This is a genomic window from Wenjunlia tyrosinilytica, assembly GCF_014646055.1.
In the GTDB taxonomy this organism is placed as follows: Bacteria; Actinomycetota; Actinomycetes; order Streptomycetales; family Streptomycetaceae; genus Wenjunlia; species Wenjunlia tyrosinilytica.
Genome location: NZ_BMMS01000051.1, coordinates 1 through 25,780 on the forward strand (window position 1 = coordinate 1; position 25,780 = coordinate 25,780).

The following is a 25,780-nucleotide window of genomic DNA, read 5'->3' on the forward strand; positions in this document are numbered from 1 at the left end:
CCACAGCACCCCAGACCATCGGCACACAGCGAATCGGCGCCACTGTGCACCTCACCGCCCGCCAACCCGTCGCCGCCTGAACCTTGCGCGGCGACGGAGCAGGGCAGTGCTCACGTTGTCGTCCGTCCATCAGCCACGCGGGCTCAGCCGCGCAGCCTCGACACCTCATGGATCCGACGCACGGCGTAGGTCGCGGTGACCACTGAGGCACGGGCGCTGGCCAACGCCTGCCGGGCCGCATCCAGATCGCCGCTCGGCAGCAGCGCCACGACTTCCGCGGCGCAGTCGAGCAGGTGCAGCGCGGCCCGCGCCAGCTGGCCGTCCGGGCCGGGGCGCGCGAGCACCGCCCGGCGGGCCAGGTCCAGCAACGCGGCGGCGTCGGCGTCTACGGGAGCAGCAGCCGGCCCCTTCCCGGCCTGCCCGCTCATGACGGTTCCCGTCGCGTCGGCCGACGCCATGGTGCCCGTCCTCGGGATGTCGGCCTTGCGGGGCATGGCCGTCACCGCTCGACGGCCTGCAGCAGCAGCTGTTCCAGCGAGCCCACCAGTTGCAGTGCGGCCGCGTGCCGGCTGGGCCCGAGTCCGAGGAACTCGTCCCGGGCGGCTGTCCCGCCACGAGCGGCGCGGCGGTCGACCACGACCCGCAGGGCCGCGGCCGCCTGTCGGGCGAACAACGCGAGCAGGTCGAGTTCGCCGAGGCTGGATCGGGACTGCGGCGCGGGGTCCAGCACTTCCAGCACGCCCAGCACACGCCGGCCTTGGATCAGGGGCGCGGCCATCAGGGAATCCGGGACGTACTGGGTCGACTCGGCCAGGGACCGGTCGAAGGAACTGTTCCCGGAGAGGTCGTCGACCACCATGGGCTCACCCGAGACGGCCACCCAGCCCGCGATTCCGGATCCGGCGGGAAAGCGGCGGCCCACCAGGAACTCCTCGCCCCGTCCGGCCACGGCCTCGAACACCAGCTCGTCGGCCTCCTCGTCGAGCAGGAAGACCGAGCTTGCCTGCGCCCCGAACAGGGCGCGGGCCACGTCCACCACCGACTGGAGCAGCTCCCGCGCCAGCGGGTCGTCCGCGGACCTTTGATCCGCGGGCCCTTGAACGGCCTGCCCGGCGGGTTCATTCTCCTGGGCCATCGGACACCTCTGCTCCCATATGGACGTTGGCGGCGGAAAGGTAAAGCGTGTTCTTGAGCTGAAACGTCGTCATCCCCGGGTGCTGGGAGAGAATGCGGGCGCACAGTCCGGTGATGAACGGCGTGGCGAAACTGTTCCCGGCGGTACGGATCGAGGTCCCGCCGAGCCACGGCACTCGCACGTTCTGCCCGGGGGCGAAGAACTCCACCGGAGGCTCCGGGTTGTACAGGTAGAGGTCGGGGTCGTCCTCCTGGTGGCTGCCCACCGAAATGACGGAGGCGAAGCGCCAGGGGAAGCTCTCGACGGGCGTGTTGTGAGCGGAGGCGACGATCACGGTACGGGTGAAGTACGCCTCGTCGGCCAGGGCGCGAAGCTCCTCGGCGAAGCGCGTCCTGGTGGTGGAAAGGCTGAGGTTGATGACGTCGAAGCGCTGGCGGACGGACCAGCGCAGCCCGGCCAGCAGGACCTCCCCGGTCCCGGAGAAGCGCTCCCCCAGGACTCGGACACTGGTGAGGTGGCAGTCCGGCGCGATCCGGCGAATGATCCCAGCGCAGGCCGTGCCATGGCCGCAGCTGTCCCCGGCGTCGGTCCGCTGCACGGTGATCCCGTCCTCGCCGTCGACGACCATCCAGGCGTCCTCCACGGGCCCGACCAAGGGGTGGTCCCGCTCGACGCCGGAGTCGACCACGCAGACCCTGACCCCGCGCCCGGTGGGGCCGCCCGTGATCCACTCGGGCGACGGCGGTCCCGCGTCCGCGGCGACCGTGATGTCCCCGGGGTGTCTGCCACGCAGGCTCCAGGTGAGTTCGTGGCCGGGGGCCGACCGGGTGTTCTCCATCCGTCACTCCTCCACTGCGTCGGCGGGCCCTGACCTCGACGGCGCCCGCTCAGGGGCATCGAGGGCCGTGCCGACCGAACCGGCCCGGGACGCCCGGGACACCAGCTCCAGGGCCCAGCGAGTCCCGGGCAGGTGCTCCTTCTGCCGGAAGCGCCGCTCCGCGTCGGCCGCCGCGGACACCGCCTCGTCCCAGCGGCCGAGGAGCCCGAACGTGTGGGCCTGGTCCAGTGCCGCGAGCGCCCGTACGATCGGCGAATCCGTCAGGGCCGCGGTGTCCACGGCGGCAGCGGCCAGGGCGACGGCCTCGTCCGGGCGCCCCTGCCCGGCGGCGATCCGGGCTCGAAGGCCGCCCATGGCCACGGCGTCGGCGCGCGCCGGATCCGGGCCCTGCCCGATCGTGTCCAGACGGTGCGAAGCGGTGCCCCACTCGCCTCGGTCCACCATGATCCGTACGGTATCGAGGAGGATCGTCCTGGCCAGCCCGCTGTCACCGAGCCGTAGGCCGGCCTGCGCCGCTCCGTCGAGCAGTCGGCGCGACTGCTGTGGGCGGCCCGCCAGGGACTCCACCTCCGCAGCGAAGACCGGAAGGAAGACGTCGGCTTCGGCGTAGCCCAACTCCGCGGTGAGCCTGGTGGCTTCCGCCAGGCAGGCGCGGGCCTCGGACCACTGTTCCTGGAGGGCCAGCAGGACGGCCAGCGGGCAGTTCAGCGTTGCCCTGACCGTCCGCCGCTCGCCGCCGTGTTCGGCCAGCAGCGAGCGGCAGCGGGCCACCGCGCCGGAGACCGGCTCGGGCCCTCGCCACAGTGAGACGCCGATCGCTCCCAGGGCCGCGGCCCGTTCGGGTTCGGCGTCCGCGCCGACCGCGTGGGCGAGGGCTCTGGTGAGCAGGCGGTTCGCCTCGCCGTGCCGGCCGTGCAACTGGTGCTCCTGGGCTGTCCGGATGCAGGCCCGGGCCTGCCCGAGGTCGTCCTGCGCCGCTTCGAAGACGGGCAGAGCCGCACGGGCCGCCCTCGCGGCTGCGCCGGCACCGAGCGCTGAGTCCGCCACCGCCAGTGCGAGCCTGGCGTGGGCCGCCTCGACCGGGTCCGCGGGCGCCCTGAGCACCTCGTGCAGGAGGGCGCGTCCCTCTCGCGTCCTTCCCAGAGCCAGTCTCACGTCGGCCAGGCGCCGGGCCACGGACGTCCACGCCGGCTCATCGGGGCTGTAGAGCCGCGCGGCCCGCCCCAGCAGGTCATCCGCCCAGGTGAGGTCCGACCTGGCGAGGGCCCTGGCGCCGCCCCGGGCGAGGGTCAGGGCCGCGGCCAGACGCAGACCCTCGGTTCGCTCACCGCGCAGCCCCAACTCGGCCCGGTAGCGGTACGCGAGTTCCAGGTGACCGCCTGCGGCCGCATCACCCCGCTCGCGCACACTGCGCAGTTCCGCGCAATGGGCATGCCGCTCGCTCCTGGTCCGCTTCGACATCCGCTCGTAGGTGACCTCCTGGATGAGGCCACTGGTGAAGCGGAACAATTCCGGACCGGACCCCGGGTGGTGCGTGTGCTCGATCAGCCGACGGCGGCCGAGTCGGCGCAGCACGGCGCCGAGCCGGTCTCCCGCGTGAGTCTCGCCGCCGTCGGCACCGGGGCTCCCGGGGATGCCGCCGTGGTGTGCGAGGCCGTCGGGGGCGCCTTCCGGTCCGCTGCGGGAGAGTTCGGCCAGCTCCTCCGCCGCGAATTCCCGGCCGACCACCGAGGCCAGGTCAAGTGCGATGCGCTCGGTCCGATCGAGTGCGTCGATCCGCGCCCCGAGCAGAGCCTGCAGGGTGGGTGGCAGCTCGTCCGCCGCACCGGTCTCGGACACCGCCGCCAGCAGATGCTCCAGGTGGAGGGGGTTGCCCTCCGCACGTTCCAACAGCCGCTGCAGCCCCGTGTCCCAGTGCGCGCTCACCTCGCACAGTTCCACCGCCAAGGCGGCCGCCTCATCGGGGGAGAGTCCGCCCAGCATCAGCAGTTGCCCGGCGGGCCGGTAGCGGCACCGGTCCGGGCGGTTGTCGAGCAACTCTGGCCTGGACAGGCACACGATCAGCACCGCGGCCTGCTCGAGCTTGCCCACGAGCCGGTCCAGGAGGTCGAGGAGCGGGTCGCCGGCCCATTGGCAGTCGTCGATCACCAGTACCACAGGGCGGGAGGCCGACAACGCGGCCAGCAGGTGGGCCAGCGCGGCACCGGTGTCCTCCAGCGAGGGGTTGGGCGTACCGTCGCGCAGCAGACCGTCGGACAGGACGTCCAGTGCCTCGGCTGTGCGCGCACCCGCAGGCGGGCCGCCGAGCGTGCCCGGATCGGCCGCGCCGTCGCACGCGGGCGTGCGGGCCCTCCACGGGTCGGCCGCCAGGAGCTGCCGGACGGCGTCGCTGATCGGCGACAGACTTCCGTGGTCCCCGTACGGCCGACACCGGCCGGTGCCCCAGGAGGCCGCCGCGTTCCCGAGCCGGTCCAGCCATTCCCGGACCAACCGGGTCTTGCCCATCCCCGCGTCGCCGAGGAGCGTGACGCGCCGCGCACGCCGATCGCGGGCGGCCCGGTCGAATGCCGCGTCCAACGCCGCGAGCTCGTGGTGGCGTCCGACGAACGAGACATCGAAGCGGCGCAGCAGTTCGGGATCGTCGCCGCCGAGGCCGAGCAGCTGGTAGCCGATCACCGGTTCGGACTTGCCCTTGAGGAGCAGCGGGCCGAGCTGCCGCGTCCGGACCGTCGGACCTGCGGCGAGCACGGTCGCCGGGCCGACGAGGATCTGGCCGGCGGCCGCGTTCTGTTCGAGCCGGGCAGCCACGTTCACGGTCTCGCCCGAGATCAGCGCCTGCCGGGCCGAGGCATCCGAGCCGGCGACGACACTGCCGGTGTTCACACCTATCCTGACGTTCAACCGGATACCGAGAGCCGCGTGGAGGTCGGTGTTCAGTCCGGCCAGTGCGTCGAGCATGCCCAGGGCGGCCGACAGCGCGCGGCGCGCATCGTCCTCGTGGGTCACCGGGACGCCGAACACGGCCATCACCGCGTCCCCGATGAACTTCTCCAAGGTGCCTCCGTGCGACTCGATCTGTTGTCTCATCAGGTCGAAGTAGCGCAGGGTGACGGAACGGAGGGTCTCCGGATCGAGGACGCCGGAGAGCGCCGTCGATCCGACGAGGTCGCAGAAGACAACCGTCACCACCTTCCGTTCCTCGCTCGAACCGGGCGTTGCGCACGGCGTACCGCAGGACAGGCAGAAGCGGGCCTCCGGCGGCAGCGCGCGCTCGCACGAGGGGCAGTGCATGACAGGTGTCCCTTGTCGTCGGTGGTGGAGGGACGGCGGCGGCTAGAAGAGGGCCCCGCCCGCGATGTCGCTGTGAGCCTGGACCTCTGGGGCGACATCCGCGAGCCTGCCTTTGATGTCGAGCAGGAGTGCGAGTTCGTCCTCGGTCAGATCGCGCAGTACCTCGTGCTGCTCGTCCGAGAGCATTTCGAGTTCGAAGCCGGCTGCCCGGAGCTTGTCGAGTGCGTCGTCTCGCTGGGTCATGTCGGTTCCTCAGTCATCGGCGTGCCGTGGTGGTCCGGGGCGGCGGTGAGCGGCGGCCTGGAGAGGCGGGCAAACAGGCTGGTCAGCGCGTCGGCGGTGTGCAGGGCGCTGACCGCCACGGTTCTCTCCTGCGCCGGGGTCAGTGGGAGCGTGTCGAGCAGTTCGTCCAGGGCGCGGACGTGTCCGGTGTCCAGTTCCGCGTGGTCGCGGACGGTGCGAAATGCCGCCTCGGGCAACCCGGTCAAAGCCGCGAGCCGGTCGGCCAGCCAGGGGGCCGGGGCGTTGCCCTCCAGGACGGCGATGTACCCGAGCAGGGCGACCGGGTGATGGTGCTCGATCCAGTAGTACTGCGCTCCGACGAGGCTCGCGACGGCAGGCGGGGGCGGTTCGGCAAGCGCTGCGGCCGGGTCCTCTCCGACCGCGGCGAGGTCGGCGAGCAGCCAGTCGTCGTGGCCCCGCTCCTCCACGGCGTGTTCGTCGAGGTACCGTGCGAGCCGGTCGGCGACCGGGTCGCCTGCTCCCAACTGACGGCATTTCGCGGCAGCTTGCTCCATCAGCGGCACCGAGGCCCGGACCACGGCGTGCATCGTCCTCAGATACCGCGCATAGCGGGATCCGAGACCTTGCCGACGCCACAGCTCGGCCGTCGTCGTACGCAGCGCCGGGGCCGCGAGCGAGAGCTTGGCGCGAAGGGCGAACGCGGCGGGCGGCCGCTGGTCCGGCGCGGTCATCGTGCGATCCTCCCGCCGAGGTGCTTCCCGGCGCACCGCACATCCCCCTCGGAGGACCCGCGCTCGGGCGACCGCTCGGCACTCACGACCAGGTCGGCATACGGGGCGGAGCCGTGGCGGCGGACCAGGGCGACCGGGCCGTCCTGGACCTGCACCCTGGCCGCCTCCCGGTCCAGCAGTTCGCCGACCGGGCCGGACGCGACTCGGCTCACGGCCTCGATGACCGCGGGCTCGTCGCCAAGGCTCCGGCAGGTCCCGCAATATCCCTGGCACGGGGCCGTGGTCCGCTCTCGACCGTAGCGGGCCTTCATCCGGACGGGCCCGGCGACACGGACCATCCGCAGAACGGGCGAGGACAACACCCGTTGCCGTACCGCCCGCCAGTCGTCCTCGGCGATGTGCCCCAGGCGCAGGTGGTCGGGCACGGGACGCCGGTCGACCACGTCCTGGTTGCAGCAGGCGACCACCGTCCCGTCGAACGCGACCACCGGCCAGGCCGCCGCCGAGCAGGGCAGCACCCGGTCCGGGTCGACGGGCGGCCGCGGCCTCGCGGCCCAGGCCGCCGCTCGGCCCATCGGCCGGACCTCGGTCACGAGCATCGGTACCTGGTCGCCGAACACGTGGCGGACCTCGTCGGTGACCTCGGCGAGATAGGGATCGTCGGGACCGGATCCGGTGATGTGGAAACTGGCGGTCACACCTGAGTCGAGAATCCGCCGTACCGCCTGGAACACGTCGGAACGAGGGACCTCACGCTCGTGGTGGACGTCGAGGCTCGCCGAGAAGTGGTCGACCGCCGTGATCGCCCCCATGATCCTGGCGGGTATCCGACGCTGCCGGGCGAAGAACATTCCGCTGAGCAGAGCGGTACGAGAACCTGCTTCCCGGGCCCGGGAAGCCAGCCGCTGCGCCAGCTCCGGCAGCAGCAGCGGTTCTCCACCGGTGAGCATGACAACGTCGGGGCGGTTGTCGTCCGTGAAGGACGCGACGAAGCGCAGGAGTCGGCCGGAGTCCGGTTCCTCTCCGCGCATGGTGGAGGCGGTCGAGCAGTGTGCGCAGGCCAGGGGGCAGCGCCGGGTCAGAGTGAGCAGCAGGCCGGCACCGGGGAGAGGCCGCAGCCCGATCAAGTCGGCCAGTTCCACACCAGTCTCCTCGGTCGGTCCACGGTGGGCCGCTCCGCCGCGGCCGTCTGCGGCACAAGGGTGCCGGAGGCCGGTTCGTTTTCGGTTGGCGGGAATTTGGAAAACGGTATGTGCGCAGGTCGGACCGGTTTGTCTCGGTCGGCGGGGGTCCGGGCGAGCGGGGCTCGCGATACGCCAACCCCGGCCTGTCTGCCCGGATACCGGAAAAATACCGCTGTCCAACCGCTTTCGAATCGCCGGTGGCTAGCTTGAATTCACCGACTCCGCCGGAGCCGGCACCCCGGCCGGGACAACTTCCCCGGAATACCGGTTGGGGCCGGAATGGCGGCAGTCGCATCAATCCCACTGCTCATGCGAGGAGTTCACCGTGGCTGACGAGACCAAGCCCACCGAAGAGGAGACCCCCGAGGTCGAGGCGCACGCCGCCGAGGTCCAGCCGGAGGCCGAGGAGGGCGTCGCCGGCGCCACCTACCACTACAACTACTCCGTGTGGCCCGAGTAGACCGCCGCACGCGGGTGGCGCCGTCGACCGCGAGGTCGGCGGCGCCGCTGCCGTATCCGGCCGGATCACCGTTGGTGCACGAAGTCGGGCTTGGGAGATGGGCCCCGGGCCCGGCCGCCGCTCGACGGCCGGGCCACGCATCCGGTACACCGCGTCAGGTGTGCGGTCGTACCACTCCTGCCCGGAGCAGTTTCGACACCAGCCGCACCGAGCCGCCCTCGTCGAGCTCGGGCATCAGGTCGAGGGCACGCCAGGGCAGCGCGCAGTCGGCCTCCCACCGCGGAATGAAGGCACGGGTCTGCGAGGCGTCGAGCGCGATGACGTCGTCGGCCAGGTGGAGCCGGGCTCCGCCGTCCGGCAGCCGGTCGACACCGCTGACCGCTTCGGTGACGGTGACCAGCGGTGTGTCGGGCCCGACCTGTCCCATCAGCCCCGAGCCGACCGGAGCGCGCACCGGTTCCGGGAAGGTCCTGCGCATCGTCTTGGTGAGTTCCTCGACGAAGGCCGTCCGGTCGACGGCTTCGAGGGCGCCGGTCAGTTGCCCGATCACCTCGTCGACCACCTCCGCCAGCAGCTCGGGGCGCTGCGCCAGTCCCCATGGCAGCTCGCGGCGCATCTCTGCGCTCGCGTCCAGGCGCCGAACCAGGTTCTCGGCGATCGATTGCGGGGTATGGAGCCCGAAGTCGAAGGTGATGTGCAGTGACGGCTCGTCGAGTGCGAAGGCGTTGTGGACCCATCCGCGGGGTATCCAGAGCACGTCACCGGCCCGGAGAGTTGTCTCCAGCGTCGGCACGCCGTTCCTGAGGCGGTCCCAGTCCGTGTCGTCCAGGGCCTCCGGGCGCCAGGGCCGGCGCACCGAGGGATCGGGGACCACCGGCTCGTGCACCTGCCACCGTTTGCTGCCCTCGGTCTGCACGATCAGTACCGAGACGGGGTCGTAGTGATGAGCGAACCCCTGGCTGCCGGCCGGTGTCAGATACGCGCCCGCCCGAACCGGGATTCCGGCTTCGTGGCCGAGTCGGCGACACACATCACCGACCGGACGCCAGGTGCGGTACAGCGCGTCGAACACCACGGTGGCGCCCTGGCGCAGCAGCTCACCGATGGCCTCGGCACGCACGACCTCGGCGAACGCGGACTCGATGGGTCGGTCCGCGTAGGTGTATCTGCGCGGCGGGACGATCTGCCCGTCCTGAACGACCCTCACCATCCCCTGCCGCAACACGCCGTCGCCGAGGAGACGATCCACATCGTTCAGACTCAGCAGCCCCGTGAGGGGTGCGGCGGGCATCCGCCACACCATGGGGACCCGCGGCGGGGCCTGCCGGAACGCGTCGGGGTCGGGAACGAGCCGGGACAGCGCGCGAAAATACATGGGGAATCCGTTCTCTCTGCTCCTCGGACCGGCCGGAGTCGAAGGCCGCCGGTGCATCGGGCGGGGACGCGACGACCCGCCCGGGGGCCCTTCGGGCCAAGGGAATCGGCCGCGGATGGAACCCGACAAGCGCGCGGGCAGGATTCTTCGGTCTTTGATTCGGGCCCCCCAGCAACGGCTTCCCGTCCGCAGGCACCGCGATTCGGCAGGCTGTGCTCACTGGTTCGTTGCCTCACCACGGGGGCGGCGCGCCGCCACCCGGGCTTGCTCGCGGCATCACACGCCCCGACAGCGACGGAAGGGACAAGAGAGCATGGCCACCGCGCTCCCCGCCGCTCTCATCGCCTGCTGTTTCCGGAAATCCGCCCATGTCTCGGGCAACGGGCGCTTCGAGCTCGTCCGGGCGTCGGCGGTTCGCTGAACAGTCCGGCACACCGACGGCGGGAATCGCGGTGCCGGGACCACCGATCACCCGAACCCGCACGACAGGCGGCGCTGCGGTGCGACGCGCCCCGGTGATCCGACCCGGCGCGGGTGAACCGGGCGACTTCCCGAGACGGAAGTCGCGGCAGCTGCCTGCGCGACGGCCGGACCATGCACAGATTCTATGGCTCGGCAAAGAAATTCGCCTTGGACTTATCACTGGCGGAGGACAGAAGGTGGTCAGCGCCAACCCCCGTGAAGAATCAGCGAGCTGTCGGCATGTCCGCACAGCACCACGGCACCACCTGAGCCAAGGAGACTGACGATGAATCACCCGGGGTTCCTGGAGAGAGCGCGAGAAACGGCGGCCATCGACGATCTCCTGACCGACGCCGCCGCTGGGGCGGGCCGGGTTCTGCTGGTCTCCGGCGTTGTCGGCTCCGGCAAGACCGCCGTGCTCGAAGCCGCCATCGCCGAGGCCCGCAGCCGGGGTTTCACCGTACTGGTCACTCGCGGCAGCTTCCCCGAACGAGGTGTGCCCTTCGGACTGCTGCGCCGACTGGTGTGCCATGCGTCGCGGCAGCTGGGCGACGAGGCGCTCGCCGACGCCCGGCCGCAGGTGCCCGCCCCCCGCGGTGAGAAGCCGGCCACGCAGGGCCGCACCGACGCGCAGGCCCCGGCCGACGACGACTGGCAGGCCGAGTTCCGCCTTGTCCACGGGGCACTGCGCCTGCTCGCCGCGCGGGCGCCGGTGCTCATCGCCATCGATGACGTCCAGTGGGTGGACGGTCCGTCCCTGCGGTGGCTGAGCACCGTGCCGCGACGGGTCGAGAACGACGTGGTCGCCGTGGTGTGCACTCTCGGGGACGGCGAACAGGGCGCTGAGCCCGCGATGCTCGACGAGTTCCTGGCCACCCGGCCGCAGGAACTGCGTCCTGCCGCTCTGAGCACCACGGCCGCGGCGGCGCTGCTGGAGGGAACGCTCCCGGTCGCACCCGAGCCGTCGCTGGTCACCGCCTGCCACAACGCCACGGGTGGCAACCCCCTGCTGATGACGGCCTTGGCCACGGCCCTGACGGAACACGGGACCGCGGCGGTCGACGACGCGACCATCGAGACGGCCGACCTGGGGATGCGGACCCTTGCGTCCACCCTCCATGCCCGACTGCGGCGTACGTCGCCGCACGGCCTCGCTCTCACCCATGCGGTGGCGGCACTTGGACCCGACGCCACCGTGGAGCGCGTCACAGAGCTGCTCGGCATCGACCAGGCCACCGTCGCGCAGACAGCCGTGGTGCTGGAGCGGATGGGGCTGCTCTCCTTGACCGAGCAGCGGGTGGACTTCGCACAACCGCTCGTGCGCCACACGATCACACAGGAGATTCCGTTCTCCGCACTGCATGAACTTCGCGCTCGGGCGGCCCGCCTGCTGCGAGCGGCCCGCCTCCCGCAGCAGCGCGTGGTCGAGCAGCTGATGGCCATTCCGATGCTCGGCGAACCATGGGCGGCGGAAGAGCTGCGCAGCGCCGCCGCGACGGCGCTGGCCGGCGGATCACCCGCGACCGCGGTCTCCTACCTGCGGCGGGCGCTGAGCGAACCGGACGGGTCGGGCCCGGATCTCCTCGCCGACCTCGGCATGGCCGAGGCCTACACCGACGTCGTGGCCGCCACCCAGCACCTGAGCGACGCCCTCGGCCACCCCGGCCTAGGGGAACGCGATGACGCCGCGCGGCGGGCCCTGGTCGATGTGCGTGCCCTGGCCGGCCACTACCGGGCAGCGATCGACCTTGTGGCAAACGTCCCGGCCGAGCGGGCAAGCGACTGGGAACCACGGTTAGTGGCGCTCCGGCTCGGCCACACCTGCGGCGCGGCGGAAGCGGTGCGGGCACTGGACCGATGGAGCCGGTCGCCGGTCGGCCAGGGCCCAACCGTGGTTCGATCCCTGGCCCTCCTCGCGGCACACGAGTCGTGGATGGGCGAGTCGCGCACCCGTGCGCTGGCGCTCGCGGATCGGGTCCTGGCCGTCGCACCGTCCTGCCCCGACGCGGTGCAGCCTTACGCGAGCGCTGTCCTGGTGCTCGCACAGGCCGGCTTCCTCCCGGCGGCGCGGGAGCGCTGCGACGCGTTGATCACCGCTACGGGGCGCTGGCAGCACCGCCCGTCGCTGGCCGCGGCCCACTCACTGCGGTCGGCCGTGGCCAGGCTTCACGGCCCCTTGCCCTTGGCTGTCGAGGACGCCAGGTCGGCCTTGCGGATCATGGACGGCTGCGGGCTGGGCCGTCGGACGCCGGCCGCGATCGAGGCGCTGGCCCGGCTGGTCGAAGCCCTGGTCGACACCGACGCCATCGACGAGGCCGCCGGCCTGCTCGAATTCTCACAGCTCACGGATGAGGTGCCGCAGACCTGGGCCGGCGCGATGCTGTTGATGGCCCGGGGCCGACTGCGGACGGCCGCAGGCCACCCCTCCTGCGGCGCTCGCGATATGCAGGATGCCGCGGACCGGCTGACCGCGTGGAGCGTCGGGAATCCCGCGGTGGCGCCCTGGCGGTCCGAACTCGCGCTGGCGGCCCACGCGCTGGGTGACCATGCCGGTGCCGGTCGGCTCGCGGCGATGGAAGTCGAGTTGGCCCGCCAATGGGGAGCCGCGGGGCCGCTCGGCCGTGCGTTGCGTTGCCACGCCCTGGTGGTGGGGGGACCGTCCGGGCTGGCCATGTCCGAGGAGTCCGCCTCCGTACTGGAGCATTCCGGCTACCGGCCCGAGCTGGCCCGGGCGTTGACGGATTACGGAGCGGCCCTCAACCGGGCCAACCGCCCGGCGCAGGCCCGGCGCTCCCTGCGCTCCGCCCTCGATCTGACCGAGCGCTTCCCGTCACCGGTCCTCGCCGAACGGGCAGGTGCCGAGCTGGCGGCCGCCGGCGGCCGACAGCGCAGAACCCGCAGGGCGGGCATCGCCGGGCTCACCGCCGCCGAGCGCCGGACCGCTTCGCTGGCCGCGACCGGCAGGACCAACCGGGAGATAGCCGAGAAGCTGTTCGTGCACCGGCGCACGGTGGAACTCCATCTGACCAGCGTCTACCGCAAACTCGGCATCCGCGGCCGGGACCAGCTGCCCTCGGCCATGGGGATCCCGGACCCGGCCCCCTCGTCGGACTCGTCGGGCGTGGTCACACCCGCCGGGCAAGTCCGGCTCGAATCAGTTGGGTGACGATCTCCAGGGCTTCGGCTTCGTCGAGCTCCGGCCCCAGATCCAGCGCACACCAGGAGTCCCCGCCCGACTCCAGCACCTCGGCGAGGGCGCGGGCAGCCGGCGGCCCCAGAGTGAGCGAAGCGTCCGCCATCTCCAGTCGGGCGCCGCCGTCAGGAAGGCAGCGGCGGCGGTGGAGGGCCTCGGCAACCATGGCCACACGGCTTCCGGGCGTCAGATCGTCGGCGAGCGCGGATGTGACCGGGGCTCGATCAGGCTCCAAAAACCTGGGGCGCATCGCTTCCACCAGGCGGTCGGCGAGCCGGTCCGGGTCCAGACCGGCCATGGCACGGCCCAGTTGCTCCATCACCTCGGCGCATGTCTCGCGCAGTCGGTCGGGGTCCCGGACCGCGCCCCACGGCAGTTCACGGCGCAGTTCGACGACCTCGTCCAGTTCCTTCACCACTTCCTTCGCCAACCAGTACGGGGTCAGCGTCTGGAAGGCGAAGGTGATGTGCAGGGAGGGCTCGGTGGTCGCGTAGGCGTTGTGGATCCACCCGCGGGGGATCCACAGGACATCGCCGGGGTGCAGGACCGTCTCCAGCGTGGGTTTCCCGTGCCGGAGCCGATCCCAGTCCCCGCTGCCGAGGGCGTCCGGCCGCCAGTTCTGGTGCTCCAGAGGGTCGGGGAACACCGGTTCGTGGATCTGCCAGGTCTTGGTGCCGACGGTCTGCACGATGAGCACGGAGTGCGGGTCGTGGTGGTGGGCGAACCCCTGGTGATGAGCGGGTGTGAGATACGCGTTCGCCTCGACCGGCACTCCCACCTCACGGCTCAACCCGCGGCACATGGTCGCGACCGGACGCCAGGTGCGCTGCAGTGACTGGAGGATCACGGTGCTGCCCTGCTGGAGCAGGGTGGTGATCGCGGCAGCGCGTACGACGCTTTCCATTCCATCGTTGATCTGACGCCGAGGCCAGGTGTACTCCGACTCCGGGACGCTCCTGCCCGCCCGGACCACGCTGATCCATCGTGAGCGAAGCACCCCCCAACCGATCATGCTGTCGAGGTCGCCGAGGCTCAGCAGCCGGGCCAGCGGAGCAGGCGGCATGTGCCAGACGGCCGGAGCCGGGGGCGGTGCGGATCGAAAGGTGTCCGGGTCCGGTACCACCTGGGGCAGTACGTGAAGCTTCACGGTGATTCCTTGGCGTCGAGTCCAAAAGCCTGTCGAGAGAACTACACGCAGCTGGAGGAAAGCAAGGAACGGCCCGTAATTCCTCGGTAGATCCTGGGGAGTCCGTGCCCAGCGCCTTCCGAAGGGCACCGAAGGTCTCCGAAATACCGTGGCCGACTCTCCCATCGGGGTCCGAGACGGTACCGAAGCGTTTACACAGCCCACTTGTCCCGCGAGATCGTCGAGCGTTTGACTTCGCAGCCGACGGACCGGCACGAGGAGGCTGGAACCATGAGAGTCAGTGACGTCGTCCCCGACGGTGCGGCTGCAAGCGGTACCAAGAAGATGCACCGGGACGGAACCGATCGACTTGTCTCGCCCACGGAGACCGTGGAGAGAGCGCGGCCCTTCTTCTCCGCCATGGGAATCACCAGGGTCGCCAATGTCACCGGTCTCGATTTCCTCGGAGTACCGGTGGTCATGGCATGCCGGCCCAACTCGCGTTCGCTCGCGGTCTCCCAGGGAAAGGGGCTGACCCTGGACGCGGCCAGGGCGTCCGCCGTCATGGAGGCGAGCGAGCTCTACCACGCCGAGCACATCACCCTGCCGCTGGTGCTCGCCACGTTGAACGAGATGGCCGACACGGTTCCGGTGGCCGATGTCTCGCATTTCGTGACGCGCGACGGCCGCGACTTCCCCCCGAACCGCACGCTGTTGTGGATCGAGGGCCGCGAACTGGTCAGCGGCGAACCCATCTGGCTCCCGTACGACGTCGTGCACACCGACTACCGGGCCGCGTCACTCGGCCGCTACGCTGCCCATACGCTTCGCGTCACCTCCAACGGCCTCGCTTCGGGCAACCACCTCCTGGAGGCGACCAGCCACGCCCTCTGCGAGCTGATCGAACGGGACGCGAACAGGCGTTGGGAGCTTCAGCCGTCCGACAAGTGGTCGCGCACTCGGCTGGATCTGGATTCGGTCGACGACGCCGGCTGCCGGGAGATCCTGGACCGGCTCGCCGCCGGAAAGCTGGGCGTGGCGGTCTGGGAGACGACCACGGCCATCGGCATTCCCTCGTTCACCTGCCTTGTCGCCGAGAACCCCCGTCACGCCATTCTTCCGCTGTACTCGGCGGAAGGGCAGGGATGCCACCCGCGCCGTGAGATCGCGCTGCTCCGGGCACTCTCCGAGGCCGTTCAGGCCAGGTTGACCGCGGTGTCGGGGATGCGCGACGACATGGGCCGGTCCGAATACCACCGCTGGCGCGACCGGCGAACTCTGGAAAGGAACTGGACCGTTCTCAGCCGTGGCGGCGGAATCCGCGACTTCCGGGCGATACCCACCTATTCGCACGCGTCGTTCGAGGAGGACATCGCCCTCCAGATCGGGCGGTTGCGGTCCGTGGGAATCGACCAGGTGATCGTGGTGGACCTGACCAGACCGGAGATAGGTCTGCCGGTGGTACGCGCCGTCGTCCCCGGACTTCTCGACAACATCCCCGCACCCCGGCGGGTCGACTGCCTGGGGAGGCAGCGATGACGATTTACGTATTCACCGGCCCGACACTCGGTCCCAAGGACCGTCCCGACGATCTCGACATGGTCTACCTCCCACCCGTGGAGCAGGGCCACGTCTACGCGCTCGCCAAGCGGCAACCCACCGCCATCGGCATCATTGACGGCCGCTACCAGGACGTCCCCGCCGTGTGGCACAAGGAAATCCTGTGGGCACTGGGTCAAGGTATACCGGTCTACGGCAGCGCAAGCATGGGGGCGTTGCGGGCCGCCGAGTTGGCCGCCTTCGGAATGCGTGGTGTGGGCTGGGTGTTCGAGGCCTACCGCGACGGCGTCATCGAGGACGACGACGAGGTCGCCATTGCGCACGCCGGGCGGGAGGACGACTTCGTGCCCACTTCGGAGGCCATGGTCAACATCCGCAGGACCCTGGCGAGCGCAGAGCGGGACGGACACATCACCGCCGCCACCCGAAGACGGTTGACCGCGCTCGTCAAGGAGACGTTCTTCCCGAGCCGCAGCTACGGCATGCTCCTCGAGCTGGGGCGGCAGGCCGGTCTGCCGGGTGACGAACTCGACGCGCTCCGAGGCTGGTTGCCGAACAACCGGATCGACCAGAAGAAGGCGGACGCACTCCGGATGCTGCGTGTCATGCGAAGCGACATCGAGGCGGGAGTCAAGCCCGAGGCCGACTTCACCTTCCAGCACACCGTCTTCTTCGAGCAGGCCCGCCTGTCCGCGGCCCTTGCCACGGCCGACGACGACCGTCTGGGCGGGAACGTCACCATTGAGGACCTGATGGGCGAGCTACGACTCGACCCGCCCGCGTATCACCGGATCCGCGAGCGGGCGACCACCCGGCTGCTCGCCGGCCGCACCGAGGACAACGAGGCCGCAGCGCTGTCCGAGGAGGAACTGGCCTGCGCCGCCGACTGGTTCAGGAACGAGCGGGACCTCCGCGGCGAGAGCGGATTCCAGCGCTGGCTCGGCGCCAATGAGCTGACGTCCCATCAGTTCATGTCACTGGTCAGGCAGGAGATCGCGCTCCAGCAGTTCAGGGCGTCCCTCGGCCGCGAGGTCGACACCGTCACGGACAACCAACTGCGTGCAGACGGTCTCTATCCGCAACTGGCGGAGCGGATCAGGACCAAGCGAAGCTTCCTGGCCGATCGCGGTCTGTACGATGCCGCGTCGGTCCGCCCCGGCGACATCTCGGACGCGCAGCTCATGCGGTGGTACTTCGAGCGGCTGGGAACCGGGGTACCGGAGAGCGTGCTGGAACACGCCCGCAGCCTCGGATTCCGCGACGAGACCCGCTTCCTGCTGGCCGTCCGCCGAGAGTACTGGTTCACGACCCTGAACGGCGCCGAGGACGCCGATGCCGACAAGACCGCCGCCGAGCGCTGAGATTGGTGCGAGATCCCTATGCTGGTTCTTGGCTTGAACGGTGGGTTCGCCACCGAGGACGCGCCGCTGGACCGACGTGACCAGAATCTGCATGACGCGTCGGCCTGCCTGGTCCAGGACGGCGTGCTCCGGGTGGTCGTGGAGGAGGAGCGGCTGAACCGCCTGAAGAAGACCACCAAGTTCCCGGTCAACGCGATTCGCCACTGCCTGTCCGAGGCGGGCGCCGAACTCTCCGACGTCGATGCGGTGGCCTTCACCTTCGACGAGCACTTCGTCGACTCGTTCCTGAACGCCAGGCACATCGAGGACCCGACGCTTCCCGTCCGCTACTCGCGCGAGCTGATCCGGGAACGGCTGCGGGAGGCCTTCGGCACGGACGTCCCCGAGGGGTCCATCACATACTCTGCGCACCACCGGGCCCACGGCCTCTCGGCCTTCGTCCACTCCGGACTCGACGAAGCCCTCGTGGTGGTCATGGACGGCGTGGGAGGGCTGGACTCCACGACCGTCTACCACGGGAGCGGTGCCGACCTGAACACGCTGTCGAGCTACCCGGCGGCGAAATCCCTCGGGCTGTTCTACCTCGCCTGCACCAAGATGCTCGGGTACGGCTTCGGTGACGAGTTCAAGGTCATGGGGCTCGCCCCGTACGGCGACCCGAGCGTGTACCGGCAGGCCTTCGGCAGGCTCCACGGGCTGGGCGCGGGAGGCGACTACGAACTCCGAGCGCACGCCGCGCCCCAGGTGTTCCTGGCGGAGGGTTTTCGGCCGCGGCGGCGGGGAGAGGGGTTCACCCAGCAGCACAAGGACTTCGCGGCGGGCCTGCAGCACACCCTGCAACGGATCGTGCTGCACATCCTGGCCCACTGGCGCACCACCACCGGCCTGCGCCAACTGTGCCTGTCCGGCGGCGTCGCACACAACTGCAGCATGAACGGCGCCGTCCTGCGCTCGGGACTGTTCGACCACATCTTCGTCGACCCCGCCTCCCACGACGCCGGCGCCGCCGTCGGAGCCGCATACGGCGTCCACCACCCCAACAGCACAACACCGCCCACAACCACACCACGCACCCTGCAAACCGCCAGCCTGGGACCCTCCTGCGGAACCGACCACGACATCGAAACCACCCTCAACACCTGGTCCAGCGTCGTGGACTACGAACACTGCGAGAACATCGTCGACCGCACCGCACAACTGCTCGCCGACGGCGCGGTAATCGGCTGGGTCCACGGACGCTCCGAATTTGGCCCCCGCGCACTGGGAAACCGCAGCATCATCGCCGACCCCCGACCAGCCAAGAACAGGGACCGGATCAACGCGATGATCAAAAAACGCGAAGGCTACCGCCCCTTCGCCCCCGTCGTCACCGCAGAAGCCGCCGACACGTACTTCGAAATACCACCCACCACCGCAAACCTCACCTTCATGTCCTTCGCCCTGACCGTCCGCAACGAACGCAGACACGAACTCGGCGCAGTCACCCACATCGACGGCACCGCCCGCGTCCAAGTCGTCGACCACCACTCCAACCAACGCTTCCACCAACTCGTCCAACGCTTCGGCGACCTCACCGGAACACCCGTCCTGCTCAACACCTCCTTCAACAACAACGCCGAACCCATCGTCCAAACCGTCCACGACGCCCTGACCACCTTCCTCACCACAGAACTCGACCACCTCGTCATCGAAAACCACCTCATCCAACGCCGCCCACCCAACCCCGCCACCCTCGACACCTTCCTCCTACAACTCCCACCAACAACCCGACTCACCAAAAGCATCGGGATGACATCGGCCGGCGAGCGGACGGTCCGGCACGAGTTGAACCTGGGCAGCCCGACCAGCAGCCACGAGGTGTCCCCGCAACTCTTCGCGCTTCTCGAGCGGGCGGACGGCCGCACCCCGATCGGGGAACTGGCGGCAGCCTGCGGCATGAGCGACGAGACCAGGGCCGAGCTGTTCGGCATGTGGCAGCGCAGGTACTTCACCCTGAGGCCCGCTCCGATCCCGGTACGGGAAGGCAGCCGATGACCACGATGGACGGCGTTGCCGATGACGCTGTGGAGCGTGGAACCAGCAAGGGCTACCGCCAGGGCACCGACCGGCTGGTCGCGCCGACCGAGACGCTGGAGAGGGTTCGTCCGCACTTCGCCAGGATGGGTATCACTCGTGTGGCCAACGTGACGGGCCTGGACATCATCGGCGTTCCGGTCGTCATGGCCAGTCGGCCCAACTCGCGTTCGGTGAACGTCTCCCAGGGCAAGGGGCTCGCCCTGGACGCGGCCAAGGCGTCGGCCGTCATGGAGGCCAGTGAGGGATACCACGCCGAGCACATCAGGAAGCCGTTGGTCGCCGGCACCTACCAGGAGATCCAGGACAGCCGTTCCGTCATCGACATCTTCCAGCTCCCCCTGGACGACCGGCGAACCGTACGGGACGACCGGACCATGCTCTGGATCGAGGGCCGCGAGTTGGTGCGCGATGAACCGATCTGGGTGCCGTACGACATCGTTCACACGGACTTCAGAACGACCTCGCCCTACGGCAAGGGGACCTTCGTCTGCTCCGCGAACGGCCTGGCCTCGGGGAATCACCTCCTGGAAGCCGTCAGTCACGCCACCTGCGAACTCATCGAGCGGGACGGGAGCAGGCTGTGGACGATGCTGTCGCGCGAGGCGCGGCGCGAGACCTGTCTGGACCTGGACACGGTGGACGACGTCGATTGCCGTGAGGTTCTCGACAAGCTGGCCGCGGCGAAGACGGCCGTCCGCGTGTGGGAGACCACGACGGACGTCGGACTGCCGTCCTTCCGGTGCGTCATCGCCGAAGACCCCGACCACGCCGTCCTGCCGCTGTATCCCGCGGCCGGCTTCGGATGTCACCTGCGGCGGGAGATCGCCCTGCTGCGCGCGTTGACCGAGGCGGTGCAGAGCCGCCTGACGTTGATCTCGGGCATGCGCGAGGACACCGGCCGCACGGAGTACGAACGGCTGCGTTCCCGGCGGAACCTCGACCTGGTCTGGGCCGGGCTCACCCAGCCGCTCCCCGGCCGGGACTTCCGTGCTGTGCCCACCTACTCGTACGGGTCCTTCGAGCAGGACATCGCGCTGGAGAACGAGAAGCTGCGGTCGGTGGGCATCGAGCAGGTGGTGGTCGTCGATCTGTCCAAGCCGGAGATCGGGCTGCCCGTGGTGCGAGTGGTCATCCCCGGTCTGCTGGGCCCCGAAGGCGCCCCGGGGAGACGGGCGGAATCATTTTTGGGACGCCACCGATAGCTTCCGCCGGTCCACCGCAATGCCACCACCACGATATGTCAGCGACAGCGTCCACGGATTTGGTTGGAGGTCGACATGCTGGTCCTCGACCCAGCAGCACAAGGACCTCGCGGCGGCCCGTCCTGCTCAACACCTCCTTCAACAACAACGCCGAACCCATCGTCCAAACCGTCCACGACGCCCTGACCACCTTCCTCACCACAGAACTCGACCACCTCGTCATCGAAAACCACCTCATCCAACGCCGCCCACCCAACCCCACCACCCTCGACACCTTCCACCTACAACTCCCACCAACAACCCGACTCACCAAGAGGTCCCGTGCGGACGGCTCGGGCGCTCTGCTGGTGAGTCACGAAGTCCATCTGGACCATCCCGGAGGCGCCCGGTCCGAGGTCTCCCCAGAACTCTTCCGGCTGCTCGAACGGGCGGACGGGCGGACCCCGGTCGATGAGCTCGCGCGGCTGTGCGGCTCCTTCGACGACGACGTCCGGACCGAGCTGCACGGACTGTGGCAGCGCAGGTTGATCACACTGAGCCCGTCCCCGGCACGCTGAAACAAGGAGAACAGACCCATGTCCCTGGCCCCGGAAGTACACCTGTCGGCCGACGAGCCGCTCCCGCCCGCCGGTGCGCTCCGACGGTGCGTCCGATTGTCACCGGAGCGCTTTCTCTCCGACTACTGGGAGAAGCAGCCCCTCTTCAGCGCGGCGGCCGACCTGCCCGCATCCTTCAACGACCTGTTCGCGATCGATGATCTCGACCGCCTCTTCCGTACCGGAAGTCTTCGCTCCACCTTCGTCCGGGTCATTCGCGACGGTCAGGACGTCGATCCCGGTCACTGGCGGCGTTCCGGGGACAGCGGTGTGAAGGTCGCCGTCACGGACTACGTCGATCCGGTGGCCGTGGGAGCCTATTGGGACGCGGGCAGCACCATCATGGTCTACACGATCGACGGCCTATGCCTGCCGGTGGGCGACTTCTGCCGCCGGCTCGCCGACGACGTCGGCCACCGGGTGACGGCCAACGCCTACGCCTCACCACCCGGACGTCGTGCGCTGCCGCTTCACTACGACAACCACGATGTCTTCATCCTGCAGATCGACGGCAGCAAGCGCTGGCGAGTCTATGACGCGGTGGCTCCCCTGCCCTTCGAGAACGAGCAGGGCGGCGACCTCGGGGACCCCGGGGACCGGACGCCGTTGATCGACGTCACCATGCGTCCGGGGGACACGCTCTACATTCCGCGCGGCTTCAGCCATTGCGTGCAGACCGAGGACCAGCGCTCGATCCACCTCACCCTGGGCGTCGTGGGCCTCACCTGGCACGACGTGCTGAGCAAGGTCCTGGCAAAGGTTCTGGCCAACGAGAGGGCGTTTCGGCCGGTGCTCCCGCTCGGCTTCGGCGGGGGCGCCGCCCGGGTTCGTGCCGAGCTGCCCGAGCTTGTCGAGCAGGCCGTGGCCGCTGTCGCCCGGGACGGTCTCGCGGAAGCCTTCGATGCCGTCGAGGCCTGGGAGTCCAAGGCGAAGCAGATGGAGGTGGCATCCGTCCTGCAGCGCACCGATCAGGCGGCATCCCTCGCCCTCGGTTCACGGGTGCGCCTGCGCAGCGGGATCCGGCCGACGCTCTCCGATCACCGAGCCGACGGTGCAACGGTGCTGGTCCTCCACCGACGACGGATCCCGGTGCCCGAGCACCTGCTGGGCGTCGTGCGGCTCCTTCTGGACGGCCGGGCCGCCTCGGCCCAGTCCCTCGCCGCGCTTGTGCCGGATACGAGCGCCGACGAGACGTTCACTCTCGTGCGGGCACTGGTCGGCCACGGCGTTCTGGTGCCGGACGACGACCGCCCGGTCCGCTCCGGCACCGGTTCCTAGCCGGGCGACGCCCGGCAGCCCACCAATACGCCGTGCCTCGGCACCGGGCGCATCCCACATCGCGAAAGGAGTCCAGGTGGAGGACCGGGAGCACGAACCGCGGCAGGTGCGGTTCTCAGTCCTCGGCCCGCTCTCGGCCGAGATCGACGGGCGAGCGCTCTCGCTGGGTCCGCTCAAACAGCGCCTGGTCCTCGCCACGCTGTTGTGTCGTCCCAACGCGCCCGTACCGATCGATGTGTTGATGGATTCGGTCTGGCCGGAGAATCCGCCGAGAACCGCGCGCAAGAACCTCCAGGTGTATGTCTCGACCCTGCGCAAGCTCCTGTGCGACGGCAGCGGCCGGGACCGGATCCCCCACCAGGCGGGTGGCTATGTCCTGCGGGTGGCCCCGCCGGAACTGGACACGTTCCGATTCCAGGCACTGGCACGGTCCGGTCGCGACGATGCCGCAGGCGGTGCGCCGGCGTCGGCCGCCCGGCTGCTGAGGCAGGCGCTGGACCTGTGGCGGGGCGAGGCGTATCCCGGCCTGGACTGCTCCGAGCTGATCCGAAGCGAAGCGGAACGGCTGGAGCGGCAGTACCTCGGCGTCTTCGAGGACTGGGCCGAGGCCGAGGTGCTGCTGGGCAGTGCCCCGCTCGTCGCGGAGGCGATCGGGGAGATCGCCGAACGGCATCCGCTCCGCGAACGACTCCGCGCGGCACAGATGACCGCGCTGCACCAAGTCGGCCGACAGGCCGAGGCGCTGGCCGTCTACGACGGGCTGCGGCAGGTATTGGCTCGCGAGCTCGGTCTGGCGCCGAGCGCGGCGTTGGAAGGCCTCTACAAGACCATCCTCACCGGGGGCAGGAGCGGCACCAGGCACAAGCCTCGTCCCCCGGGCGCCGACAGGATCATCACCACCCGCACCGTACTGCCCCCGGACATCGCGGACTTCACCGGCCGCCAGGAGCAGGTCCGCGAGCTGTTGGAGGTGGTCGGAACCGGGCGCGGACGGGTCGCCTTGGCAGTCGGGCCGGTCGGCGTGGGCAAGACGACGCTGGTGACCCATGTGGCGCACCGGCTCCGCGACGAGTTCCCGGACGGTCGGTTCATGGTCAAGCTGCGCCACGAGGACGGCTCCTCGCGTCCCCGGTCAGCGGTGCTGGCCGAGCTCGCCCGGCTGACCGGCCTGGCAGGCCGGATGCCCGAGGACGCCGACCAGGCCACCGCGGTCTGGCGCAGCTGGCTGGCCGAGCGCAAGGTCCTGCTGGTCCTGGACGACGCCCCGGACGAGGGCAGTGTCCGGCAACTGCTTCCCGGAGCAGGGGCCGGCGCGGCCTTGGTGACCTCCAGGGCTCACCTGGCCGGCCTCGCGTCGGCTCAGCGCGTCGAGGTCCCGCCGTTCTCCGCAGGCCAGGCGGTCGACCTGCTCGGCCGGATCATCGGCCCGGACCGGATCCATAGCGACTTGCCGGCAGCGCAGCAGATCGTCGCAGCGAGCGGGCTGCTTCCGCTGGGGATCCGGGTGAGCGGTCTGAAGCTGGCCGTCCTGCGGCACCTTCCGCTGCATGAGTACGCGACGCGCCTGGCCGATCCTCTCACCGTGCTGGACGAACTCGCGGTCGGAGACATCGCGTTGCTTCCCCGGCTGGCCGACGGCTGGCAGGACATGCCCGAGCCACGCCGCACTGCCCTCATCAGGCTGGCTCGGCTTCCCGTGTCGCGGCTGTTCACCCTGCACGAGGGCGCCGCGGCGCTCGGCTGCGGAACGGCGCAGGCGCTGCGCGAACTGGAGTCCCTGATCGACACGGGAGCGGTCGGTTCACCGGTCACCGAGACGACGTCGGACGCGGCGCTGTACACGATCCCCCGGCTCACCCACCTGTACGCCCGCAGGATGAGCCCCGCCGGAACACCCTGCTGAGGCGGTCCCGCTGCTGAGGGAATCCGGCTGAGCCGCACGGCACAGCAATGACGAAACTCAATTCGGTGGTGACAGATCGTGGCCGTTGTTCACAGCAACAACGCCGATGGGTGCGCCCATTGAGCGTCTGCCGATCCACCACGTCCCACAATCCCTGACCGCCGCTCGTGATATCCGGGCGGATCGGTCGGCACCTCCCACACCTGGTCGACGGAGGCGGCGACGCACGCCTATCCCGGCCGCGGGCTGCCGGGTCAGGTCGAAATCGTCGACGACTTCGAGGGCGAGGCTGCCCGGCCATGGGCCGCCGTGTCCGACGTGGAGCCGGGTGACGTCACCGCCTTCATCGTCGATACTGATGACGAGGTCGGGGTCGGCCGAGCGCAACTGCCCGGTGGGGTAGGGCCGAGCTGATGGTGCACGCCAACAGCGTCCTGAACCGGGTGACACGGCTGGAGAGCCTGCTGGACGTCGACCTCGCCGAGCCCCGTGTGTCTGGAGATCCAGCTCGCCCTGGATGGCGGCGACATGGCCGATGCCACGGGTGTGTCGAGCCACAGCCCGTGCTCCTGAAGTATGGGTGCTCCCCCATGTACTTTCCGGGGCCCGGCGGGCACGATCATGGCCGAGGCACGCCCTCTCACTTCAGTGTGGAGCGAAGGAGATCCGACGGTGAGCCGATTCGCAGCACTGACGCCAGGGGTATGGGGGTGCTCGCAACGCCCAACCACTGCTTCGATCTGAGGATCGATCAGACATCGGTGGAGGGGCTGGTCCACCTCCACCGCGACGCGGAGCCGTCGGGCTGACCGCGCTCGGGGTCTTCGGCGCGGCCGCCGGGTCCACCCCGGTGGAGCGGCGCGAGGTCCTCGGTTGGCTGGACGGCCGCATCGCGCAGAACTAGGCCAATGGTGAAGAACCCGGCCTGCCTCATGCGGAACCAGCCCCGCACCACAGCACGAGGCGAGTCGGAGGCCGGTCAAGCAACGACACAAGACCACCGAAGGCAGTGACGGTCTGCCTGCCGCCGGTATGCACATCACCCGCGTGAACTCCACGCATGACGCGACCTTCCATGTTCACTTGAATAGAAAGTCTCTCGTCACATGAACTTCAAGCGCCACGCCAAGCGGGCCTTCGTCACAGCAGCCTTGTCCGCCTCGACGGTCACTGGGCTCGCCCTCTCCCAAGCACACGCCGCCGAACCCTCACCCGTCGCGATCGAGAAGGTCGACGAGTCAGAGGTTACTGACGAAACGGCGCAGGAACCGCCGACCAACGAGGTCGACAACGCACAACCCGATGCCCTTGACACCACTGCGAGAACCGCAGAGCCCCCAGCCGACACCACCAACACGGCTTCGGCACGCTCCCCCATCTTCGAAGTGCTGGGGGAGAACACCCACGACACCAACGCCGACACCAACCCCTCCTCCGTCCGCGAAGAGCTGAGATACCGCACCCTGGACACCGACACCGACACCGACACCAACACCTCCTCCGTCCGCGAAGAGCTGATGGATCGCCACCTGGACACCGACACCAACACCAACACCGACCCCTACCCCTACACCGTCCGTGATCAGCTGATGGATCGCCCCATCATCGAAGAGCCGAAAGACCACAGCCACGGCAACAACGCCGACACCCGCCCCTCCCCCGTCCTCGAAGAGCTGAAAAACCACACCCACGACACCAACGCCGACACCCGCCCCTCCCCCATCCTCGAAGAGCTGGGGGAGAACACCCACGACACCAACGCCGAC

General features: G+C 69.9%; 19 protein-coding genes. 10 read left to right on the top strand and 9 right to left on the bottom strand.

Annotated elements, in window-relative coordinates; translation table 11 throughout:
* Positions 1-143: 143 nt before the first annotated feature.
* The 7 genes from IEY86_RS33270 to IEY86_RS33300 are packed head-to-tail and all read right to left on the bottom strand — an operon-like array spanning position 144 to position 7,380.
* The gene (locus IEY86_RS33270) at positions 144-494 is read right to left on the bottom strand and encodes a hypothetical protein (protein ID WP_189135639.1); all 351 of its coding nucleotides are present in this window, start codon (positions 492-494) and stop codon (positions 144-146) included.
* Between the two features lie 5 nt (positions 495-499).
* Positions 500-1,135 (bottom strand): GAF domain-containing protein, encoded by a 636-nt coding sequence (locus tag IEY86_RS33275; RefSeq protein ID WP_189135640.1) that lies wholly within the window; start codon positions 1,133-1,135, stop codon positions 500-502.
* Entirely contained in the window at positions 1,119-1,973 is an 855-nt protein-coding gene (locus IEY86_RS33280) for a S8 family peptidase (RefSeq protein ID WP_189135641.1), read from the bottom strand. The genes IEY86_RS33275 and IEY86_RS33280 overlap by 17 nt, the downstream gene beginning before the upstream one ends.
* A 3-nt stretch (positions 1,974-1,976) precedes the next feature.
* Positions 1,977-5,264 (bottom strand): adenylate/guanylate cyclase domain-containing protein, encoded by a 3,288-nt coding sequence (locus tag IEY86_RS33285; RefSeq protein ID WP_189135642.1) that lies wholly within the window; start codon positions 5,262-5,264, stop codon positions 1,977-1,979.
* Positions 5,265-5,306: 42 nt separating this feature from the next.
* Entirely contained in the window at positions 5,307-5,507 is a 201-nt protein-coding gene (locus IEY86_RS33290; RefSeq protein ID WP_189135643.1) for an aroma-sacti cluster domain-containing protein, read from the bottom strand.
* Positions 5,504-6,238 (bottom strand): iron-containing redox enzyme family protein, encoded by a 735-nt coding sequence (locus IEY86_RS33295; protein ID WP_189135644.1) that lies wholly within the window; start codon positions 6,236-6,238, stop codon positions 5,504-5,506. Before IEY86_RS33295 ends, IEY86_RS33290 begins: the two co-directional genes overlap by 4 nt.
* Positions 6,235-7,380, bottom strand: coding sequence for a radical SAM protein (locus IEY86_RS33300; RefSeq protein WP_189135645.1), 1,146 nt, complete (start codon positions 7,378-7,380; stop codon positions 6,235-6,237). Before IEY86_RS33300 ends, IEY86_RS33295 begins: the two co-directional genes overlap by 4 nt.
* 367 nt (positions 7,381-7,747) lie before the next feature.
* Between IEY86_RS33300 and IEY86_RS37730 the strand changes: the two genes are divergently transcribed.
* Entirely contained in the window at positions 7,748-7,882 is a 135-nt protein-coding gene (locus IEY86_RS37730; RefSeq protein ID WP_265806078.1) for a hypothetical protein, read from the top strand.
* Between the two features lie 154 nt (positions 7,883-8,036).
* Here the strand turns inward: IEY86_RS37730 and IEY86_RS33305 are convergent, their stop codons facing one another.
* A complete protein-coding gene (locus IEY86_RS33305; RefSeq protein ID WP_189135646.1) occupies positions 8,037-9,257 on the bottom strand; it encodes a JmjC domain-containing protein in 1,221 nt (406 codons plus the stop codon).
* 748 nt (positions 9,258-10,005) lie between these two features.
* On the opposite strand from IEY86_RS33305, the gene IEY86_RS33310 reads away from it, so the two are divergent.
* Entirely contained in the window at positions 10,006-12,885 is a 2,880-nt protein-coding gene (locus tag IEY86_RS33310; RefSeq protein ID WP_189135647.1) for an ATP-binding protein, read from the top strand.
* Here the strand turns inward: IEY86_RS33310 and IEY86_RS33315 are convergent.
* Positions 12,845-14,059: a JmjC domain-containing protein gene (locus IEY86_RS33315; RefSeq protein ID WP_189135648.1), complete on the bottom strand. Its 1,215-nt coding sequence runs from the start codon at positions 14,057-14,059 to the stop codon at positions 12,845-12,847. The two genes, IEY86_RS33310 and IEY86_RS33315, sit on opposite strands and share 41 nt — an antisense overlap.
* Before the next feature lie 270 nt (positions 14,060-14,329).
* Here IEY86_RS33315 and IEY86_RS33320 point away from each other — a divergent pair, with 270 nt between their 5' ends.
* The 8 genes from IEY86_RS33320 to IEY86_RS33350 all read left to right on the top strand — a co-directional run.
* Entirely contained in the window at positions 14,330-15,577 is a 1,248-nt protein-coding gene (locus IEY86_RS33320; RefSeq protein WP_189135649.1) for a YcaO-like family protein, read from the top strand.
* The gene (locus tag IEY86_RS33325) at positions 15,574-16,959 is read left to right on the top strand and encodes a TfuA-like protein (protein ID WP_189135650.1); all 1,386 of its coding nucleotides are present in this window, start codon (positions 15,574-15,576) and stop codon (positions 16,957-16,959) included. The genes IEY86_RS33320 and IEY86_RS33325 overlap by 4 nt, the downstream gene beginning before the upstream one ends.
* A 33-nt stretch (positions 16,960-16,992) precedes the next feature.
* Entirely contained in the window at positions 16,993-18,993 is a 2,001-nt protein-coding gene (locus IEY86_RS33330; protein WP_229698989.1) for a carbamoyltransferase family protein, read from the top strand.
* Positions 18,990-20,237: a YcaO-like family protein gene (locus IEY86_RS33335; RefSeq protein ID WP_189135652.1), complete on the top strand. Its 1,248-nt coding sequence runs from the start codon at positions 18,990-18,992 to the stop codon at positions 20,235-20,237. Before IEY86_RS33330 ends, IEY86_RS33335 begins: the two co-directional genes overlap by 4 nt.
* Before the next feature lie 59 nt (positions 20,238-20,296).
* Positions 20,297-20,794, top strand: a complete 498-nt coding sequence (locus IEY86_RS33340) for a carbamoyltransferase C-terminal domain-containing protein (RefSeq protein WP_189135653.1) — start codon at positions 20,297-20,299, stop codon at positions 20,792-20,794.
* Between the two features lie 18 nt (positions 20,795-20,812).
* On the top strand, positions 20,813-22,111 hold the full coding sequence (locus IEY86_RS37140; protein ID WP_229698990.1) for a cupin domain-containing protein: 1,299 nt from the start codon (positions 20,813-20,815) through the stop codon (positions 22,109-22,111).
* A gap of 76 nt (positions 22,112-22,187) precedes the next feature.
* Complete coding sequence (locus tag IEY86_RS33345) at positions 22,188-24,014, top strand: AfsR/SARP family transcriptional regulator (RefSeq protein WP_229698991.1); 1,827 nt, start codon at positions 22,188-22,190, stop codon at positions 24,012-24,014.
* 1,106 nt (positions 24,015-25,120) lie between these two features.
* Positions 25,121-25,780: hypothetical protein (locus IEY86_RS33350; RefSeq protein WP_229698992.1), on the top strand; the 660-nt coding region annotated here is incomplete at its 3' end.